20 protein-coding genes, 1 pseudogene and 1 riboswitch are annotated in these 19689 nt (G+C 62.9%); of the genes and pseudogenes, 7 read left to right on the top strand and 14 right to left on the bottom strand.

What is annotated here, in order from left to right:
• Positions 1-6: 6 nt before the first annotated feature.
• From CXY70_RS11175 to thiO, 6 genes are all read right to left on the bottom strand, one after another.
• Positions 7-903, bottom strand: coding sequence for a PfkB family carbohydrate kinase (locus tag CXY70_RS11175; RefSeq protein ID WP_104192450.1), 897 nt, complete (start codon positions 901-903; stop codon positions 7-9).
• A 300-nt stretch (positions 904-1203) separates the two neighbouring features.
• Positions 1204-1368 (bottom strand): hypothetical protein, encoded by a 165-nt coding sequence (locus CXY70_RS18035; protein ID WP_166806461.1) that lies wholly within the window; start codon positions 1366-1368, stop codon positions 1204-1206.
• A 118-nt stretch (positions 1369-1486) separates the two neighbouring features.
• Positions 1487-2635, bottom strand: coding sequence for a molybdopterin-synthase adenylyltransferase MoeB (moeB, locus tag CXY70_RS11170; RefSeq protein WP_233205895.1), 1149 nt, complete (start codon positions 2633-2635; stop codon positions 1487-1489).
• A complete protein-coding gene (locus tag CXY70_RS11165; protein WP_104192448.1) occupies positions 2632-3417 on the bottom strand; it encodes a thiazole synthase in 786 nt (261 codons plus the stop codon). Before CXY70_RS11165 ends, moeB begins: the two co-directional genes overlap by 4 nt.
• Complete coding sequence (gene thiS / locus CXY70_RS11160) at positions 3414-3656, bottom strand: sulfur carrier protein ThiS (protein WP_104192447.1); 243 nt, start codon at positions 3654-3656, stop codon at positions 3414-3416. Before thiS ends, CXY70_RS11165 begins: the two co-directional genes overlap by 4 nt.
• Complete coding sequence (thiO, locus tag CXY70_RS11155; RefSeq protein ID WP_104192446.1) at positions 3653-4879, bottom strand: glycine oxidase ThiO; 1227 nt, start codon at positions 4877-4879, stop codon at positions 3653-3655. The genes thiS and thiO overlap by 4 nt, the downstream gene beginning before the upstream one ends.
• A 43-nt stretch (positions 4880-4922) precedes the next feature.
• On the opposite strand from thiO, the gene thiE reads away from it, so the two are divergent.
• Positions 4923-5567, top strand: a complete 645-nt coding sequence (thiE, locus tag CXY70_RS11150) for a thiamine phosphate synthase (protein WP_233205894.1) — start codon at positions 4923-4925, stop codon at positions 5565-5567.
• Positions 5568-5635: 68 nt separating this feature from the next.
• Here thiE and thiD read toward each other — a convergent pair.
• The 3 genes and pseudogenes from thiD to CXY70_RS11135 all read right to left on the bottom strand — a co-directional run.
• A pseudogene (gene thiD / locus CXY70_RS11145) lies at positions 5636-6481 on the bottom strand (bifunctional hydroxymethylpyrimidine kinase/phosphomethylpyrimidine kinase); the annotation flags it as partial.
• A riboswitch (TPP riboswitch) is annotated at positions 6464-6563 on the bottom strand. Its footprint overlaps the pseudogene before it by 18 nt.
• A gap of 136 nt (positions 6564-6699) precedes the next feature.
• A complete protein-coding gene (locus CXY70_RS11140; protein WP_104192443.1) occupies positions 6700-6999 on the bottom strand; it encodes a transcriptional regulator in 300 nt (99 codons plus the stop codon).
• Positions 6989-7462 (bottom strand): hypothetical protein, encoded by a 474-nt coding sequence (locus CXY70_RS11135; RefSeq protein ID WP_104192442.1) that lies wholly within the window; start codon positions 7460-7462, stop codon positions 6989-6991. The genes CXY70_RS11140 and CXY70_RS11135 overlap by 11 nt, the downstream gene beginning before the upstream one ends.
• Before the next feature lie 191 nt (positions 7463-7653).
• Here CXY70_RS11135 and CXY70_RS11130 point away from each other — a divergent pair, with 191 nt between their 5' ends.
• Positions 7654-9039 carry an HNH endonuclease signature motif containing protein gene (locus CXY70_RS11130; RefSeq protein WP_104192441.1) on the top strand — a complete coding sequence of 462 codons (1386 nt, stop codon included), beginning with the start codon at positions 7654-7656 and terminating at the stop codon, positions 9037-9039.
• 44 nt (positions 9040-9083) lie between these two features.
• Here the strand turns inward: CXY70_RS11130 and CXY70_RS11125 are convergent, their stop codons facing one another.
• The gene (locus CXY70_RS11125) at positions 9084-10217 is read right to left on the bottom strand and encodes a hypothetical protein (RefSeq protein ID WP_146066118.1); all 1134 of its coding nucleotides are present in this window, start codon (positions 10215-10217) and stop codon (positions 9084-9086) included.
• 441 nt (positions 10218-10658) lie between these two features.
• Between CXY70_RS11125 and CXY70_RS11120 the strand changes: the two genes are divergently transcribed.
• Positions 10659-11438 carry a hypothetical protein gene (locus CXY70_RS11120; RefSeq protein WP_104192439.1) on the top strand — a complete coding sequence of 260 codons (780 nt, stop codon included), beginning with the start codon at positions 10659-10661 and terminating at the stop codon, positions 11436-11438.
• Between the two features lie 168 nt (positions 11439-11606).
• Here the strand turns inward: CXY70_RS11120 and CXY70_RS11110 are convergent, their stop codons facing one another.
• On the bottom strand, positions 11607-13010 hold the full coding sequence (locus CXY70_RS11110) for a recombinase family protein (protein ID WP_104192437.1): 1404 nt from the start codon (positions 13008-13010) through the stop codon (positions 11607-11609).
• Between the two features lie 954 nt (positions 13011-13964).
• Here CXY70_RS11110 and CXY70_RS11095 point away from each other — a divergent pair.
• The gene (locus tag CXY70_RS11095; RefSeq protein WP_158250961.1) at positions 13965-15140 is read left to right on the top strand and encodes an alpha/beta fold hydrolase; all 1176 of its coding nucleotides are present in this window, start codon (positions 13965-13967) and stop codon (positions 15138-15140) included.
• On the opposite strand, the gene CXY70_RS17815 is transcribed toward CXY70_RS11095, so the two are convergent.
• The 3 genes from CXY70_RS17815 to mftR all read right to left on the bottom strand — a co-directional run bounded on the left by CXY70_RS17815 (position 15106) and on the right by mftR (position 17711).
• On the bottom strand, positions 15106-15264 hold the full coding sequence (locus CXY70_RS17815; protein ID WP_158250960.1) for a hypothetical protein: 159 nt from the start codon (positions 15262-15264) through the stop codon (positions 15106-15108). The genes CXY70_RS11095 and CXY70_RS17815 overlap by 35 nt on opposite strands.
• A gap of 174 nt (positions 15265-15438) precedes the next feature.
• The gene (locus tag CXY70_RS11090) at positions 15439-17109 is read right to left on the bottom strand and encodes a GMC family oxidoreductase N-terminal domain-containing protein (RefSeq protein WP_199183421.1); all 1671 of its coding nucleotides are present in this window, start codon (positions 17107-17109) and stop codon (positions 15439-15441) included.
• Positions 17106-17711, bottom strand: a complete 606-nt coding sequence (gene mftR, locus CXY70_RS11085; protein ID WP_199183420.1) for a mycofactocin system transcriptional regulator — start codon at positions 17709-17711, stop codon at positions 17106-17108. The genes CXY70_RS11090 and mftR overlap by 4 nt, the downstream gene beginning before the upstream one ends.
• A gap of 126 nt (positions 17712-17837) precedes the next feature.
• On the opposite strand from mftR, the gene mftA reads away from it, so the two are divergent.
• The 3 genes from mftA to mftC are packed head-to-tail and all read left to right on the top strand — an operon-like array spanning position 17838 to position 19645.
• Positions 17838-17969: a mycofactocin precursor MftA gene (gene mftA / locus CXY70_RS11080; protein WP_104192432.1), complete on the top strand. Its 132-nt coding sequence runs from the start codon at positions 17838-17840 to the stop codon at positions 17967-17969.
• Between the two features lie 9 nt (positions 17970-17978).
• Positions 17979-18254 carry a mycofactocin biosynthesis chaperone MftB gene (gene mftB / locus CXY70_RS11075; RefSeq protein ID WP_104192431.1) on the top strand — a complete coding sequence of 92 codons (276 nt, stop codon included), beginning with the start codon at positions 17979-17981 and terminating at the stop codon, positions 18252-18254.
• On the top strand, positions 18251-19645 hold the full coding sequence (mftC, locus tag CXY70_RS11070; RefSeq protein WP_104192430.1) for a mycofactocin radical SAM maturase: 1395 nt from the start codon (positions 18251-18253) through the stop codon (positions 19643-19645). The genes mftB and mftC overlap by 4 nt, the downstream gene beginning before the upstream one ends.
• Positions 19646-19689: the final 44 nt, after the last annotated feature.

Genomic DNA, 19689 nt, shown 5'->3' with positions numbered 1-19689 from the left:
CGCTGTCTAGGGGCGCCGGAGCAGTGCTCCCTCGTGCCGACAGGTCGCCGCGGCGGTGAGCATGGCGTCGGCCAGCAGCGCCTTCCAGGCCGTGGAATCCTGCGGCACCCCATCGTTCACGATGGTGCGAACGGATGCCGCCAGCGTCGCGTCCCCCGCGCCCATCGTGTCAATGACCGGTCCATCAAGCTCGGCGATTGGGACACTGACCAGCCCATTGTTCCCAAACGAGACTGAGGCACCGAGCCGCCCGGCGGTCGCCAGCACCGTGTGTGCGCCCACCTCGACGAGGCGTTCCTGCAGCTCGTCGAGCGTGCTGTCGTAGAGAAGGTCGGCGTCCTCGTCGCCAACCTTTACGAGCAGGCTGCGAGCGGCGAGCGCCTCAAAGTTGCGCGCGAACCGCGGTCCGTCGTGCAGCATGCCGGCCCGCGGGTTCGGGTCGATCACGAGACGGCGCTCCGGGTCGGTGACACAGGCAGCGAACGCCTCGGTCTGCGCGGTGTCGTCAAAGGGAAAACAGCTCACAACGATGACGGTGGCGGCGCCCAGCGCGTCCCGCTCGGCCGCGCCGAACTCGATTCGGCGCGCTTTGGCGGCGTCGTTAAAAAAGTAGCGGGGTTCGCCGTCGGTGCGATCCGACACGGCCCGGGAAGACCCGAGCGGGCCCGGTGTTGCGATCAGCTGCACACCGTACTGGTCGAGGAAGGACCGAAGAACCACGCCGTCGGCGTCGTCACCGACCATCGCGATCAGGGTCGTCGGCACCCCCAGTACGGCCAGCCCCACCGCCACGTTCAGGGCTGCGCCCCCGGCAAATTCCCGACTCGCCTCGGAGTCACGCAGCACATCGATCAGGGCGTCACCGACGACGACGACACGGGAGGTGGTGGTGAATTCAGGCATGGGGTCCAATTTCTCCAAAGCCGCGAGCGATGAGCTCGGTCGGCACGATGTAGGGGTGACACCGGCGAGCGCGGCGACCTGCCGCATAGTCGGCCGGGGGGCACGACGCAACGATTGATCTCCAACTCGATCAAGTGCCTCGACACTACAATAAGTGCGGTCTAGGAAAAGCATCGCCGTCGTTGTCAGGGCTGCATCCGTTGTGATCTGTATCAACTCGGCAAGAGCTTGTTTAGGCGCAGAAAAGCCGGTAGAGGGAGTTTATTCTCCTTCTACCGGCTGCGCTGGCACTATGTCGCGTTAGGCGCTCTTGCGTCCTGACATCGACCGCATCAGGAACATGATCACTGCGATGATCGCCAGTACGATACCGACCCAGAGCAGAAATTGAAGCGACTCCACCAGGCCTCCGGTAAGGAGCAACACCACCGCAACGACGGCCACAATGATGAGTAACGGGTTCATAGTTCGACCTTTCATTTCATGCGCGGGAAGATCCCGATTGCAGTGATAATACCCCCCTTACGGGGGCCGTGAGCAGATGGCGCGTGCGGCATCTGCTTTCGTGTCGCCTCCGCACTATTTAGTACGTCGACAGTGTGGGCTCAATCTCTTTCACCCAGGCCAGAATGCCGCCCTCAACCTGTCGCACATGCGCGTAACCCTGGCGCTGCAGCTCGTCGAGCACGACAGTCGAGCGCGGGCCCGCCTTGCAGTGCACCACGATGTCGCGGTCGCGGGCGAGCTGGGCTTGTCCAGAAAGGATGATGCCCTGCGGCACGAGCAGTGCCCCGGCAATGTGCACGATCTCGTACTCGTCTGGTTCCCGAACGTCGATGAGGTCGAAGTCGATCTCGCCTCGAGCGCGTCGATCCAGTAGGGCGGCGAGTTGCTGCACCGAAATCGCATCCTTGGTCGATCTTCCGCAGAACAAGTCGTAGTCGATCAGCGTGGTGATCGCTTCGGTCGCGGGGTCGCGCGCAATGCTGATTTCGCGCCAGCTTGCCTCGAGCGCATTGAACAGCACGACCCGGCCGAGCAACGTGCGCCCGACCCCGGTGATCAACTTCACGGCTTCGGCGACCATCGTCGAGCCGATCGTTCCGCACAGCATTCCAAACACTCCGCCCTCGCTGCAACTGGGCACCGATCCGGCCGGCGGTGCTTCCGGATATAGGTCGCGGTAGGTCGGGCCGTGCCGGTTCCAGAACACGCTCACCTGCCCGTCGAAGCGCAGGATGGATCCCCAGACGCAGGGCTTGCCGAGCATAGCGGCCGCGTCGCTGACCAGGTAGCGTGTGGCGAAGGTGTCGGCGCCATCGACGATCAGGTCATACTGGGCGAACAGCTCCAGAGCGTTCGCCGCGGTCAGCCAGACGTCGTGCTGGTACACCGTGACCAGCGGATTGAGCTCAGCGACCGCAGCCGCCGCCGATTCCAGTTTCGAGCGGCCGAGGCCTGAGGTACCGTGGATGATCTGGCGCTGCAGGTTGCTGAGGTCCACAGTGTCGTGATCGACGATGCCGAGCGTGCCGACCCCGGCTGCCGCGAGGTAGAGCAGCACCGGCGAGCCGAGTCCGCCCGCACCGATTACGAGAACGCGCGCATTCTTCAGCCGCCGCTGGCTGAGCATTCCGATTTCGGGAATAAGAATGTGGCGCGAATACCGCTCGCGCTCGGCGGCGGTGAGCTCTTCGCCGGGTTCGACGAGCGGCGCGAGTATCCGCTTCACAGGTCGGGCCGCCCGGCCATCGTCGATGACGCCAGCGCGTGCTGCCGGCGCGGAATGCGGCCGGCCTGGGCGGCCTTCCGGCCTGCCAGCACGGCGTGTTTGAAGGCATCGGCCATGAGAACCGGGTTCTGCGCACGTGTCACTGCGGTGGCCAGCAGCACTGCATCGCAGCCCAGTTCCATCGCCAGCGCAGCGTCAGAGGCGGTACCGATTCCGGCGTCGAGCACCACGGGAATGCCGGCGCGGGCCACGATCAGCTCGATATTGTGCGGGTTGAGAATGCCGAGCCCGGTGCCGATCGGCGCCCCGAGCGGCATCACGGCCACAGCGCCCAGGTGTTCGAGCCGAAGCGCGAGCACCGGGTCGTCATTGGTGTACGCGAACACCTTGAAGCCCCGAGCAACGAGCAGTTCGGTGGCCTCCACCAGTTCGACCGCATCCGGCAGCAGGGTTTGCTCGTCGGCGATAACCTCGAGCTTGATCCAGTGCGTTTCGAGGGCTTCCCGGGCCAACTCGGCGGTCAAAACCGCGTCGCGCGCGGTGAAACAGCCGGCGGTATTCGGCAGCACCCGGATGGAATTCTCGACCAGCAGCTCGAAGAGTGAACCGGTGGCCGCTGCGCTGTGCCGCCGCATCGCGACCGTGGTGAGTTCGGTTCCCGAGGCTCGCAGTGCTTCACCGAGACCATCGAGACTCGGCGCTCCCCCGGTGCCCATGATCAGGCGGGAGGTCAGCTCCACACCGTCAATCACCAGGCTGTCAGTGGTCACGGGCACCGTCATCCTCCCTGCACCGCGGTCACAATCTCAATCTCATCGCCCGCGGTCAGCTCGGTAGTCCACCACAGGCTGCGGGGAACGACGGCGGCGTTTCGCGCCACGGCTACGCCGAGGCGGCTCCCGTCGACTGCCTGTCCGCCTGTTGTGATGGGTCGCCCGGTAATCTCGGCTACGAGGTCGGTCACGCTGCCGCCGGGCAGTACGGTTCGTCTCTGGCCATTGACGGCGATGATTACGGTCACGATTGGCCTCCTTTCAGTGCAGCGGATGCGGGCTCTCGGCTCGCCGAGAATCGATCGGGCCGAAAGTTTCGCCACCGATCGTCTGCGATTCCTTCGATGAGTTGCAGACAATACTGGGCTGCGACCGGGGTGAGCAATACACCGTGACGAAAGAATCCGGTGGCAATGATGAGGCCGGCGATGTCGCCGCTTGAACACCCGACGCGGCCGAGGAACGGTGCATTGTCCGGCGTTCCCGGACGAGCCCGAGCGGTCGTTTCGATCAGCTCCAGTTCGCTGACCGCCGGCACCAGAACCTGTGCATCGCGCAACAGCTGATACACGCCACCGGCCGACACGGCGCCCGAGCCGTCGTCGCGCTGGGTGGCGCCGATCACGAGCGTTCCGTCGGTGCGCGGAACCAGATAGACCGGCACCCCATGCACCAACCCGCGCACCGTCGAGGTGAGCAGCGGCCGAAGATGCTCGGGCACTCGCAATCGAAGTACGTCCCCGTAGACCGGGCGAAGCGGCAGCCGCAGGTGCTCGGGAAGCCCGCCCAAATCGGCTGCCCCTAGCCCATTGGCCACGACCACTTCGGCGGCGTGGATCGTGCGACCATCCGCCAGGGTGACACCAGTGAAACGCGAGGAGGTATCCGCTGCATCTGCATGCATTAACCCGCTGGCATGCACCCGAACCAGGGCGTCCTGACCGTTTGGCGCGAGGGCAGCGAGCGCGAACTGGATGCGCGCGGTGAGTCGTCGCGGGTCGACCTGGTGATCTTGTTCCACCAAAAAGGCGCCGGAAACCTGCGGGCTCAGCATCGGTTCAAGCACCCGCGCTTCTCGCACAGTGAGGGGCTCGACCCCCAGTCCATTGGCCACCTGCACAGCACGCAGGTCGGCGAGCGCTTGCCGGTCAGCCGCGTCCACGCCCACGTTCAGGGTCGTGGTTCGCTGGTATCCGGTAGTGTCACTATCGGTTCCGAGCGAGTCAATGAAGTCGGGATACAACTTCGAGGACGCGAGCATGAGATCAAGCAATGCCTCTTCCCGGTAGTGCAGTTCGCTCACCGCGGCGAGCATTCCGGCTGCAGCGAAGGTGGCGCCGCCGGCCGGGTCGGGATCGATGACGACCACGGTCCGACCGGAATGCGCCAGCGCCCAAGCAATGCCGAGCCCGATCACGCCGCCGCCAATAACGGCAACATCAACCGTTCGCTGCGCTGGCCGCTCACTCATGGTGTGCACCGATGCCACGGCAGCGCCCCCTAGGGTTGGTCGCATGGACCCCATCACCGCCCGGCTGTATCTCTGCACCGATGCCAGAAGGGATCGCGGAGATTTCGCCGACTTTGTGGATGCCGCCTTCGCCGGCGGGGTCGACATCATCCAGCTGCGCGACAAGAATATCGACGCGGCCGAGGAGCTTCACTACCTCGAGGTTCTCCGCACGGTCGCCGACCGTCATGGCCGGCTCTGGGCGGTCAACGACCGGGCGGATATCGCCGTCCTCGCCGGCGCGCCGGTTTTCCATGTCGGCCAGACCGATCTGCCGCTGCCCGCCGCCCGCGGACTGCTCGGCGCGGCGGCGCGGATCGGCCTGTCCACCCACACCACTGAGCAAGTGGACGCCGCCGTCACCGCAGACAACCTCGACTACTTCTGCGTTGGTCCGGTCTGGGCGACGCCAACGAAGCCCGGTCGTGCAGCGGTCGGAACCGACCTGCTGCGCTATGCGGCCGCACGGTGCGCATCCGCTGGCAGCCTGCGCCCCTGGTTTGCCATTGGCGGTATCGACCTGGGCACCATCGACCAGGTGGTCGATGCCGGCGCAACCCGGGTAGTGGTGGTGCGCGCGATCACCGACGCCGACGACCCGACGGACGCCGCCGAGCGGCTTCTCGCTAGCCTCCCGCCGCTCCCCTAATCCCGCCGACCGCACCGCGTTCATCGCACGCCCGCGGTCAGAGCGGATGCCGCTGTCGCGCGGGCGAACAGCCGATGGAAGTGGTGGATCGGGCCGTTTCCCTGGCCGACCTCGAGGTCATCGGCGTGGGCCAGGGCGTCTTGGAGCCACTCTTTGACCTCGACCAGGGACTGTGCCCAGTCACCGGTTCTCGCCTGCACCGTGGCCATGGCCGAGGAGAGCGAGCATCCGGTGCCGTGCGTGTTCCTGGTGCGGATACGTGGCAACGCGACCTCGACCACGCTCTGCGGCAGCAGCCCCTGGCTGTTGACCAGGGCATCCGGGCAGCTGGTTTCGTTGAGATGGCCGCCCTTGACCAGCACGGTGACACCGGTGCGGGCAGACAATCTTTTGCCCTGTTCGAGAACCTTTGCCCAGGTGGCCGCCGGGTGTTCCTCCAAGAGAACGGCCAACTCGAAAACGTTGGGCGTGACGAGATCGACCTGAGGAATCAGGTCACGCAGCGCCTGCTCGGCTGACGGTTCGAGCAGCCGGTCCCCGCTCGTTGCTACCATCACCGGGTCGAGCACCACCAGGGGCGGTCGACACGCGGAAAGCCAGGAACGCACCTCGGCGATCACGTCGAGTTGCGAGAGCATGCCGATCTTGACGGCATCGATGGTCACATCGTCGCTCACGGCGTTCAATTGTTGACGCAGAAAGGCGGATGGCGGCGTGTGCACCGAGCGCACTCCGCGCGTATTCTGCGCGACCAGGGCACTCACCACGGCCATGCCGTAGCCGCCGTTGGCCGCAATACTCTTCAGGTCGGCCTGAATTCCGGCGCCGCCGGTCGGATCGGTTCCGGCGATACTAAGAATTCGAGGCGTTTGCCGAAGCGCGAGCTGGGAGGTTCGATCAGTCATCCGTGACATTCCTTCGCTAGTACTAACTAGACAGGTTCAACGGGTATTGATCTCAGCACGCACACTATGTGCGGCACCCCGTGTCACGGACAAGCCTATATGCGCGCGCGCATTCAGCGCGCAACCGCTGTTATTGGCTCCACAGTGGCTCGAATGCACTGGCTCGCCCTGCTCGAGCGCCGGCGCAACCGTTGGTCGACCGATCCGGGAGGAATGTTATGGGGACTTCACTGCGACAGCTCACGGAGCGCGGCCAGGTGGCCGTCTATTGCCGCCCGACCGCGCAGGGTGAGAGCGACGCTTGTCGTGCGGCGGGCATCCGCTCGTGCGGGCGATGCTTGCTTCACGGTCAGCACGTAGCCGAGCTCGGCCAGATTGCGAATGGTCTTGGACAGCGCCGCTTCGCTTAGCTCCAGGGTGGTCGCAATCGTGTTGAATTCCGCAACACCAGTTACCCGCAGCAGCGCGCACACCCTCAAACGGGTTGGAGCATGGATCGCGTCATCGAAGCGTGGCTTAACCGACACGGAGCAGTTTCCGCGCATTGGCCAGATCATAGAGGACCGATCCGATGAGGGCCGCGACGAATCCAGCGACCGCGGTTACTACGATCTCCGCGTGCAGGTTATTAATCTCGAAGTAGATCGATAGGGCAAACGCTCCGATGATTGCAACGCAGACAATGATGAGGATCGTCAGGCTCATCGGCCCGGTTGGTCCGGGAAGCGTCACGAGCTGCATCCGCTTGCGAACGAGATGATCGATGCCGACCAGCGCCAAAGTGGCGATCGCCGACACCATCATCATTCCGAATGCAATCCCCGCGGCCGGCGAGGCGATTACCGCCGCAATGGCGATTGCTTGTGCGGGGGCTGTCCACCAGGTCTGCGCTTGCAGCCGTCGTCCAAGCCGCTGCCGGTCCGTTGCTATCGCGACGAGCGCGGCGCGTGCCGAGGAGGCTGTATCCGCTTGGGGGCTTTCAGATTCCATACTGGCAAGTGAATCACTTGCCGGACCGTTAGGCATCCTTCGTGAAGTCGGACCACGTCACGGCAATCGGCTGGCCAGCACCCTATGGCGGCAAGAAGATATTTCTGAACACACGTCACCATTTTGCTGAGATAGTCTCGTGTTTGTGAGCGTTTCAGGCTATAATTGTTGGTGAAGGAGGCACCGACGCCATGACCCTCACCGCCCCGCCCGCCGCCACCGGCTCGATGCCGGAACCCGAGGGTTCTCGGGTTGCGGTCATTGGTCAGGGTGCTGCGATTCTGGCTCTGGCGTTCGACGGCGTGCGGTTTGGTCAGCTCGATGACAGCGAAGCTGTCGCGGTGTTGGCAGCGCTTGAGGGCCTGGGCCGCAAGATTGATGGTGTCAGGCTACGGGCCACCACCGACATTGGTGTGCGCGCCGAAACCGACCTCGGCAACGGCTCGCTCGCCTACAAAAACGGATGCCGCAACCGGGTCGAGTTCATCACCCAACTCGCCGGCATCTCCGGCCGCGAAGCCAAACGCCGCCTGAAACTGGGCGAGACCGTCGTGGAACGCACCCCGATGGGCCTGCCCGTGCCAGCCCGATACCCGGTCATCGCCGACGGACTCAGCAGCGGTGAGCTCGGGGTGGAGTCGGCGGAAATCATCGCCACCACCCTCACCGCACTGCACGGCAAAGTCCTGCAGGACGACCTCGACCACGTCGAACGCGCCCTGGTCGCCACCGCCACCGGCGCGATCACCCCGGAAACCGCCGGGCTGCCCGGGGCCGGTATTCGCTTCGCGCCCGACCTGCTGCGGGCGCAAGCCCTGGAATGGCAGGGCCGGCTCGACCCCGACGGCACCGCCCCCACCGACGACCTCGTCGAAGCGACAAGCTCTCTGACGTTCGGACTGCTCCGCAACGGGCTCTACCCGCTGCGCGCCGACGTCACCCCCGAACTACGCGGCATCATGGACACCCTCTTCGACACCCACCTGTCGGCCCGGTCCCGCACGCCCCGGTTTGAACCCACCGAACCCGGCGACGGCACAGGCGTTGGCACTGAGTTGGACGGCCTTAATGTCGGCGACTCGCGCACGGACGGTGAACGCTTCAGCGCCGACCCCTTCAGCGGCGACATCCGCTACGACGGCGATCGCCGCACCGCCGGCGAGAAACGCGCTGACATCCTCCGCTCGGTGTTCGAAGCGGCCGCCCGCGACCCGAAGACCCCCACCATGGGCGGCGCCGCCCCCACCGTCATGATCCACGTCAATGCCATCGACCTCGACCAGGGCCGCGGCGTCGGCTGGATCGACGGCATCGAAGCGCCCATCTCGATGCGCCGAGTCACAGAAACCATCTGCGCCGGCGGCGCCCAAACCGTCATCTTCGGCGACCACGGTGCCGTGCTCTACCTCGGCGAGAAGGTGCGCTGCTTCACCGCCAAACAACGAGCCGCGATCGCCGCCCGCGACGGAGGCTGCATCATCCCCGCCCGCTGGACCGAAATCCACCACGTGATCCCCCACCACCAGGGCGGACCGACCAACATCGACAACGGCGTCAATTATAAATACGCCCCCTAATCTGGCGGTGCAAGTTTGGGCTCTCTACGCAGGCGCAGAAGCCTTTATTTGGAAGACTCAGTCTTCGGAGACTTCGCGGTCGAACGAATGTGGTGACCGCGCGCATCGCGGTCGAATACCTGCACCGCTGCTTCGAGCAGCGGCCATTGAATGCGTGAGACGAAGCGGTCGCCAGAAAACGACTCAGCGAGGTCCTCAAGTACGTCCTCTATCCACACGCTGTATCGCAATGCTTCGCGTCTGAGGAAAAGTTGTCGTTTGATTTTTACCTGCACGTCGATTTGTACGCTGAGGTCGTGAGAATCCCAACCCGAATGTCCAAGATAGAGCCGACGCAGTGCACTCGGTGCCTTTCCGCCATAGCCCGGAACACTTGCCGAAATTCTCGCGGTCAATGTGGGGCCTTCGATCAGCAGATCATTGTCTTCTGTCCGCTTGATCGTGCTGTCAGACGGGAGAATTAGTTCGAACCGTTGGTAGTACGCTCCGGCTGAGCTGCTTGTAGCGACCAGTGTCCAACCCTCACCCGAAGGTTCACCGGCGTGCTCGAAGCCATCTCGATCCGCAATGTCTCGCGAGAACAGCTCCAGGAAACGATTTTTCAGAAGGATGTCTGGCAAATCAGCTCGACGATACGTTCGGAGCTTATCTTCAGAGAACCCGGTCGAATTGAAATGAGCGCTGAGGGTCATACTGAGCCGGTCTAGCACGATGTACTCAACCAGCTCATTCACCAAACGATCGCCCAGGCCCCCTCGATTGGCGGATTTGTGCCAATTGTTCATCAGGGGCTCTTCGTCCCACTGCCGACGCAGCGCCGGATTCTCCGCAAATGCCGCTGACAAATAGCGAACGGCATCGTCTGCGAGGTCATATTCTGGCACTTCAAGCAGCTCGTTGGCTTCCTTGTCCAAAACGAGAAAGCCCTCGATCTGTGTCTCGTAAACGACTGCCTTCAGCCGATTCCACGCGACGTAGATTATGGGTACCAATCCGAGGACTGCTCCTATCGTCAACGTCAGCCATTGCGGCATCCAGCTTGAGAGAACTGTAGAAACGAGATTGACCCCGAACGCTACGGCCAGTGTCAGAAGTACTACCTCCGTTAGCGATGCCCGGATTCCCGGTATGTCCGAAATCACCCTTCGGCTCCCGTTTAACTGACGATCCTTTGCCATTCCAGCTCCATTACGTTGATATCCCGATCCTATGGGGCGCGCAGCGGCCCTCTTTACTTGAATAAGCAACGTAACTCGGGAGCGCGGTAGCGCGTCCGAGGGCAAGGAATCGACCGCGCGCAGCGCGAGAGATTCCGCGGCAGCTAGCAGTTGCCTGTGAACGAATCACAGCCATGTGATTCGGCTGCTAGACATAGTGTGAGGTTTCAATGAGTCAGCACTCCAGGGGCTCGGAACCCAAACCAACTAAATGATTGAGGGACCCATCTGGAGGGGTCGAGCGGCGCTATAAAGGCCAGTGCCCCCGCTCACGCATAACTATTTGGAGGCCGCACCGGTGGGAGTCCGGTAGCTGAGGCCTGCGCCGTTCCGGATCTTGTCGACAACTGAGGTTGTCCGGGTTTCAGCGATTCCCTTGTCGGTTTCGCACGGTAGGCCTCCATGTCATCTTCAGCACCACATCCATCACTCCATTCCCTCGCACGTCCAGATGCCGGATGGCGCTTCACGTTGTACCCGGAAGCGGGAGAGGGCGGCGGATCGTTCCATTCGTCCATCCGTCGTGTGCCGAGCTACGTTTCGCGGGGCTTCGCGAAGGATCCGGAGCGTTCGGCGGCATCCGCTGGACAGCGCGCCTCGGCTACGTTGCGGCGCTATTGTTCAGCGAACCGGCTCAACAGACTCGGCACGCTCACGTTCCGCGGGTCCGGATGCCACGATCCCGAATTACTTCGCCTCCATCTGGGCGAGTTCTTCCGCTCCTTGCGGTCGTCTCTCGGCGGGACGGCTTTCCCGTACGCGTGGGTTCCGGAATGGCACAAGACTGGCCACGGCCTGCACGCGCACTTTGCCGTGGGGCGGTTCATCAAGCGCTCCCTCATTGAGTCAGCGTGGGGGCACGGGTTCGTGCATATCAAGCTTCTGGGCGGCCTGCCGGTCGGCTCGAGTAATCTCTCCGAGGCTCGGATAGCCGCGGGGTACCTGTCGAAGTATGTCGCGAAGTCCTTCGCGGATCCGTCCGAGCGCGTGCTCGGGTTGCACCGGTACGACGTGGCCCAGAATTTTCGGCCGCGCCCGATGGCGCTATCGGGTATTTCGTCCGAGGACGTGCTCAATCAGGCATCGGTGGTGCTGGATTCTCAGCCGTCAAAGGAGTGGTCATCGTCCTCGGTCGAGGACTGGCCGGGACCGCCGTGCATCTGGGCTCAGTGGGGCCGGTGAGTCGTGATCGATAGAGCGGCATTGCGCGCGTGGTTGGAGGCCACCTGCGCGGTGCAAGGGGTTCCGGTTGCGGTGACTGATGCCGGGGTTGTTTCTCGGGTTGGCGTGCTGCTGATAGGGCGGGCTGTTGCGGGACAGCCGCGGAGCGGCGACCGCAACGCCCGCCTCTCACAGCTGCCAGCTGGGAACGATCCGGTTGTAGTCCACGCTCCGGGCACCTAGAACGCCCGGGAGAATCGTCGCCGTGTCCAGCACCGCCCTCACGATGGCAACCTGCCGGTCCAGGTTGAGCGTGTCCCAACTAGCGGTCAGGTGTTCTCCTTGGCCCACGAGGGCGTCGAGGGAGTTCGAACCAGCGATCTGGTCCAGCTGTTTCTGCACGTTATCGACCCGGGCTTCCAAGGGTGTTCTGGCGTCTTTCCATTCGGACCGCGAAATCTCATCCGCCGCCCACATCTCAGCAAGCTCCGTCATCTTCGACTGCGCAGCCTGCAATTCCGTCAGTAAGGCGGCCTGCCGGTCGTTGGCGTCGGCGCGTCCGGCGAGGGCGTCGTCCATTGCGGGCGTGTCCAGGCGCATCAGAACGGCCGCCGCGATCCACTCTTCCACCGGCTGAGCGACAATCGTCAGCCGACCGCAGCCGCGATGATCCGGCCCGGACATACACACGTAGCGGCGGCGATCACGCCGAATCGAACTGTAGAGCCGATTTCCGCAGTTGCCACAGCGCAGCATTCCCGACAGTAGATAGCTGCGCGGCGCTCGACGTCCTGACACCTTCTTCGTCTGGAAGAGCGCATGAATCTGGTGGTGTTGGGCCACGCTAATAATCGCCGGCCATGCCGCCGGCCCCGCTGCTTCGCCGTGATGATCCCGCAGGCCTGCGATACGCCCGGACAGAAGAATCTGCCGCAGCGTCGGCGTGCGCCACCCCTCCGCGGCCGCAGTCGTCGGGACGTCCTCCGCGGTCATCCACGACACCAGAGAACGCACCGACTCGCCAGCCAGAAAACGCTGCACAAGCGTTCGGATGATTTCGGCCTCCGACTCGCGCACCGTGAGCCGGTCAATCTCATAGCCGAAGGGACGCTGTGCTCCACCGTTGGGTTTTCCCTGCTCGACGTTCTGTTGAATTTTGCGCTTGATGCGCTCGGACTTCCGCGCCGACTCGTTCGCGGCGACAGCAGCCGTGATCCGGGCGACGAGCATCCCGTTATCGTTGCCGAAGTCAATGTCCGATGTGACCGTCGCCAGATTTTGCACGCCCGCCTGGTCGCACAGTTCCACGAACTGCTCCCACTCCATCGGGCGGCGGGTCAACCGGTCCTGATGGTAAGCGACGATCGCGTCCCGCCTACCCGCACGGATGTCCTCGAGCATGCGTTCGTAGGAAGGCCGCGCCTTGCCGCGGAACGCTGAGATATCGTTGTCGATGTATTCCTCAGCGACGGTCCAGCCCCGCTCCGCAGCGAGCTTCCGACAGTCCTCCAACTGGCGCTGCACTCCCAACCCCAGCCCGGTCTGGTCTGAGGAAATCCGTGCATAAATCGCTGCCGTGCGGATGATCTTCATAGGGGTCACATTAGCGTTGCGTGGACAACGGCACTCTCCTCTGCTGGTTCCACCACCACACCATCGACACCAGCGGCTGGAACATCCGCATGATCAACGGCAGACCCCAAATACGCGGACCCGTCTTATGGGACCCCACCCAAACCTGGCGCCCCGCCCGGACTAACCGGGCCAACACCCCCAGCCCCGAACCGTACTGGTGCACCTAGCAAAATAGCCTGCATCAAAGTTCTCGTCGAAGGCGCGCCCATTTTCTTGTCACTTATGTTGTTCCACCGCTCTGGATCAACCGCAATATTTCTCGCTGAATCAGCCCCCACTTTCGCGCCTCGCACATCAATTCGGCCGCCAGTGCGGTCACGCAGATAAGTCCAGGGTCGGCGTCTTGGCGTACGAAGGCCTCCGCGCCCTTGCCGCATCTCAATCACCTCGTCGTCCGCAGCTGCGCGTATGCACGCAAGACCATGTGCATATTCCCGCGCAGAGACCTAGCCAGATCACGTGCTGGACGCAGTCAGGAACCAGGCTTCAACTCACCGTTCACGACCCCGAAGCGCACCTGCACGGCGATCTGCGCGGCCAGCGACACCGTCAAAGCCGCATCCACCACGAACATCATGTTGGAAACATTGCTAGAACAACACCCACCTTAAAATCTAATCGACCTCTAGACCTGCGGCCTGCCGGGTGTGGGCCTTAGGCCTAGCGCAACGCTAGAACAGTAAGCCCGGCGACCGGCCAAGCCCTAACCCTGTCGCGCAGTAACCGCATTGAAACCGGCATCGGAGATTCCTCGGGCATCTCTTGTAAGCACTCCCCATTGGGGTTACGCTGACGACCAGTTCGCCGATTTGCCCAAGTAACGGCTCCGCGCCCCGCACCTGATCTCGCTGTCGAGGCGTGCCTTTTCACTAGATGGCCCCACCACACGCACTACGTCTGATGCGTTGGGCCATGTCACTTTCGTTTGGAGAACAACGTGTCAGGATCCGATTCATCCCTAAAAAACGACTTCGTCCGAGCAGATCAGCACTGGCGGCCGTTGCAGTGGTGGCGCTGCTTCTTGGAACGCCGAGCGTAGTCAACGCGGCAACGGCACCGACGTCCGCTACGGCTGCAAACCAGAATGGCTCGAGCATGAAAGCTGATGCCGTCACCAGTCTGCCGGTCTCCTTCGAGGTTGAAAATGTCAATCGTTCCAAGGTGGCCTGCGCTAGTGACGGGGCAACGTACACCGTCCGCGGCCACATCGTTGGCCCCACGAAGGAGCTGCGACGAGAAACAGTAAACGGCGCGACTCTCTACTTGCACGGCCTGAGTTTCGGGGAGTTCTTCTGGGACTTCAACCAGGCACAAAATTACGACTTCGCCACCAATCAGGCGAAGGCCGGTCAGGTGTCGGTTGTCATCGACCGTCTCGGATATGGCAGCAGCGACAAACCTGAGGGAAACAGTATTTGCGTCGGATCCCGCGCGGATATTGCCCACCAGATCGTGCTCAAACTGCGCGCAGGCTCCTATCAGGTAAACCCATCGGGGCAGGCTCCGGAGTTTTCGCGAATTGTCCTCGCCGGTCACTCCTACGGTGGTCAGATCGCGCAGGTCGCGGCGTACTCGTTCGGCGACATCGACGGATTAATTGTCATCGGCTATGCCGATCGTGTGCAATCGCAGCTCCTTAGAGACAATGCGGCGTACGCTGCGACCGTGTGCGCGAGCGGCGGTCTGCGCGTCGGCGGTGCCGGCCCAGCCGGATACGCTCCTTTCGGAGCACCCGAAGGAGCTGCGGCGGCCCTATTCAATAGCGCTGAGCCAACCGTGCAGAGTGCAGCACTGCAGTTACTGACCATTGATCCTTGTGGCGACACCGCATCGTTCGCCCCGGCTGTGGCGGTTGACCTGGTGAATGTTCCCTCGATCGAGGTTCCTGTCCTGATTATCGCCGGAGGAAGCGACGCGCTATTCCCTGCGCCGGGCGGTCCTGATCAAGCGTCCCTTTTCACCGGCGCCGCAAGCGTTGACCAGGTTACTTTGCCCACCGTTGCGCACGCGATCACACTTGAGCACGCTTATGCGCCTTCAGTGCTGCGGCCGCTCAACGACTGGCTGCAAAAAGTATTCCGCAGATAACGATGCAAGCGAGGGAGCCTGCCAACGAATGGCGGCGCAGGCTTCCCTCGTAGGCCGTAGCCGTGCGCAGCACGGCGAAGCCGAACCCGTTCTCGAACACGTTCACGTTCACGTTCACGTTCACGACAGCGATTGTCTTCCGGCGCGAAACCAATTTAGTCAGATCTCGAGCCGGGTCCCGTCGAATGGGCCAAACACGAAGCCCCGTAGAAGTAGCCGGTGAGATCGATGCGCGACCACCCGTCCAGACGCACTTCGATGCGCGTATGGAAATCGTCAAATCTTATTAAGGTCGGCTTTACATTCCGCGACGAATAAAGTCGGCCACGCGCTCCCCGACGAGAACGGCGGTCGCGGCCGGTCCGCGTATGGGAGTGGTCGGCAGTATCGAGGTGTCGGCGACGCGCAACCCCTCGACACCGTGCACGCGTCCGTACTGATCGACGACGGCCCCAGGATCATCTGCCGGCCCGAACCGTGCACTGCCGCACAGGTGAATAGCGGTGCCGAGGTGGGAGCGCAGCCAGTCATCGAGCAGATCATCGCTCTCGAGCACGGTGTCGGTCAGTTCGGTCAATCGCCTAAACAGGTGTTTGTAGGCATCCGTTCGCAGCAAACGTACCGCCACCCGCACGACTTCGCGCATGCGTTCGAGATCGCTCTCGGTCGAAAGATAGTTGTAGTCGATGCGCGGTTGCACGCCGGGGTCGTCCGACTGAAGGCTGATACGTCCGCGCGAGGTTTCCGACTGCACGGCGACGAGCAGCGCGAGGTCCCCCCGGTGGGCGATCTGGTTCGCGAAGCGCCGCATCGACACCCCGCGCAGAGCCCGAAGCGATCGAAGCGGATGCCTCGCTGCGGCCCGCACCCCGACCATGATGCCGCTCGCGCTGCCGGTCAATAGATACCCCATGGGTTTGAGCATCGGGAGGATCTCCAGATCCCCGGGCGCAGTGGAACCGGTCGCCGTGAAGTTCAGGCACGCCGCCATCGACTGGGACGTGCGGTAGTCAACGATCTGTCGGCGCGGCTGCCAGAGCACGGCAATGTCCGGGTGATCGCTGAAATTTGCCCCGACCCCTGGCAGGTCACGCACGACTGGAATGTTGAATTGTTCCAACTGTTTCCGGGGTCCGACCCCGGAAACCAACAAGAGGTGCGGCGACTTAATCGCACCGGCCGACAGCACAATCTCCCGCCCGCGTAACTGAACTATGCTGCCGCCGCGCATGACCTCGACACCGATCGCTCGCGTGCCCTCGAACAGCACGCGTCGAACGTAGCTGTCACCCCACACCGTGAGGTTTTTGCGGTGCCGCACCGGATTCAGGTAGGCGATTCCGGTGTTCTGGCGCACATCGTCGAGCGCGTTCATCGGTAACGGTCCGTGTCCGGGCAGACCCTGATCGTTCTTGTCGGGTTCGTCGGCGAAGCCCAGCTCCGCGGCCGCCGCGCGAAAGGCGACGGTCACCGGATGGTCCTGCGGCGGCCGACCAACGGCCATCGGCCCTGCGCCGCCGTGCACGGCGGTCTCGCCGTACTGCAGGTCGGTTTCGATCCGGCGATAAAACGGCAAGACCTTTTCCCAGGCCCATTCGGATGACCCGATTGACCAGGAATCGAAGTCGGCTTTTCTTGCACGAATGAAGTACGAGCCGTTGATCGTCGAGGATCCACCGAGGATCCGGCCGCGCGCGATCGAGTAGACAAGGTCTGGTGTGAGATTACCGGTGAACGACCAATTCTGCGGATGCCCCGGCATCGCTCCCTGTACGGTTCCAGCATCAAGCAGCTCGGGTGGGAACCCAGCGGCGGACCGCGGCACCGGCCCCGCCTCGAGGAGCAGCACCCGCCTCCCGGGATCTTCACTCAGTCGCGCTGCGAGCGGGGCTCCGGCCGCGCCGGCACCGACCACGATCACGTCGTAGATCACGTCCGACAAGTCCGACATCGGTACCCGTGAATTCATGCCCGCCCTCCGGGTCCACCTGTTGCTAATTCACCCGGCGCAAACCCCTCTTTGAGAAGGAGCAAGGCCGACTCGAGCAGCTCAATAAGATTCGAGTCGTCAGTTCTGAGCCACTGCTCGTAAGCCGCAAGCGATGCACCGAGGAATACCCAACCGATCACCGTCGGTTCGATCGCGTCGACGGCGACTCTCAAACGGCCAGCCGCAAAGTTCGACACTACAAGGCGCCACTCGGCATACCGCAGCGCGGAGTGCGCCACCAGCGCCGGAACGTTTAGCAACAGGTTCATCCGCTCGCGGTGAAAGGGTGCCTCTTCTGGTGGGAATCGATTGAATTCGACGACCGCCTGGGCGAGCGCATCGACGAGGGACACGGTCGTATCCGTGGCAGCGAGAAACGAGCGCATGCGTACGAGTTCCGCATCGAAGTCCCCCCAGGGCAGATCGTTCTTGGAAGGAAAGTAGCGAAACAAGGTTCGACGCCCAATTCCGGCGGCGCTGGCAATGTCGTCGACAGTCGTCCGTTCGAAACCGCGCTCGAGAAAAAGCCGAAGTGCTACGTGGCTCAGGGCGGCGCGAGTCGTCAGCGGCTGTCGGCCCATCCGCGGTGCCACAGAGCATTCATTCATTTGTTTTCACCCCTGTACTTTCGGCACTGAGTGCCACTAGTCTGGTGCATGCACGAGATTTTCGCCACTGATGTCGATTTCTAACGCAAGGAGAACCACATGGTTTCCGCAAGAAAGATTAGCCACATCGAGTCCGCACCCGTAGGCCCTGAACAATCCGCGGGATCCGATCTCGAATCCGACGCTCTGGTCGAGGAGATCTCGATCGACGGCATGTGCGGCGTCTACTAAATCGCTGACATGCCAGGCCTGGATCTTGACCGGGGATGGGATCTTCATCCCCAGGTATCCGTTCGCCCGGAGCCATTCGGCGCGTTGCTCTACCATTTCGGCACCCGCAAGCTCTCCTTCTTGAAGGACAAGACGCTTCTCGCCGTCGTGAGAACTCTCGCAGAAGCCCCGTCTGCCCGCGCGGCCTGCACGGCCGCGGGCATCGGCGAGAGCGATCTTCCCCGTTACCAGCGCGCACTCAGCACTCTCGCGAAATCCTCCATGGTCGTTGAAAGGGCCTCGTGACTCTTCTCGATGCACCCCGTACATCCCCCTTCGTTCTCGCCGCGAAAGACACTCCCCGCAAAACCGAGCGTCTTGTCGATCTCTTCGAATACGGCCTCGATGCCCCCATCTGTCTCACTTGGGAATTAACGTACGCCTGCAATCTCTCCTGCGTGCACTGCCTCTCGAGTTCCGGGCGCCGCGATCCTCGCGAGCTGACGACGGCAGAGGCGAAGACCGTCATCGACGAGTTCGAACGGATGCAGGTCTTCTACGTCAACATCGGCGGCGGCGAACCAACCGTGCGTCCCGATTTCTGGGAACTCGTCGACTACGCCTCCGAACACCACGTCGGAGTCAAATTCTCAACCAACGGCGTCAAAATCTCCCCGGAGATCGCCCAGCGCCTCGTCAGAAGCGACTATGTCGACGTGCAGATTTCGCTCGACGGCGCAACGGCAGAAGTCAACGATCATGTGCGCGGGCCCGGCTCGTATGCCACGGCTATGAAAGCCATGCAGAACATGTATGACGCCGGCTTCAAGGGATTCAAGATATCGGTCGTTTGCACCAGTCAGAACATCAGCCAGCTCGACGACTTCAAGGCGATCGCCGACAAGTTTGACGCCCAATTGCGGCTCACCCGCCTGCGCCCCTCTGGTCGCGGAGCGGACGTTTGGGACGAACTGCACCCGACTCAAACACAGCAGCGCGAACTCTACGACTGGCTCGTCGCACACGGAGATGGTGTGCTTACCGGAGACTCATTCTTCCACCTCTCCGCCTTTGGAGACGCTCTGCCCGGCCTCAATCTCTGCGGTGCCGGCCGTGTCGTCTGCCTCGTCGACCCCATCGGCGACGTCTACGCCTGCCCCTTCGCCATCCACGAAGAATTCCTCGCCGGTAATGTGCGCTCAGAGGGCGGGTTCCAGGAGGTCTGGACGCACTCGGAGCTCTTCCTTAAACTGCGCGAACCGCAATCGGGTGGAGCGTGCACCTCGTGCACGTTCTTCGACACCTGTAAGGGCGGCTGCATGGCCGCCAAATTCTTCACCGGACTTCCGCTCGACGGCCCCGACCCGGAATGCGTCCAGGGCTACGGCGAAGAGTTGCTGAAGAACCGCAAGGGCAAAGCGGTGGAGCTTCCAAAATCGTCAATCGTCGATCACTCCCACCGCACGACCCGAGCCGGTCGCGAAGGAATGGGACCGATACAGCTCACGCTCAGCCGTCGCGCCGGAATAGCTCCGGTAAACGCCAGCGACTGCGAAGTCAGCCCCCTTGTCGGGTTTACGCCCGAACAGCCACCGGAAGGGGCCTTGAGTAAGAGCCCACTGGCCGGGATAAATCTGCTCGCGAGTTCGCTATCCGGCTGCGCATGCGGCAGCGAAGGCGCGTGCAGCTGTAGTTGAAAACGGTCCACGACGACGTGGATCGAACGCATCACAAAAGGGAG

Origin of the sequence: Cryobacterium sp. Y82 (assembly GCF_002929495.1) — a bacterium.
Classification (GTDB): domain Bacteria; phylum Actinomycetota; class Actinomycetes; order Actinomycetales; family Microbacteriaceae; genus Cryobacterium; species Cryobacterium serini.
Note: the sequence above shows the minus strand (reverse complement) of the source record. Positions and strands in the feature narration are given on the sequence as shown.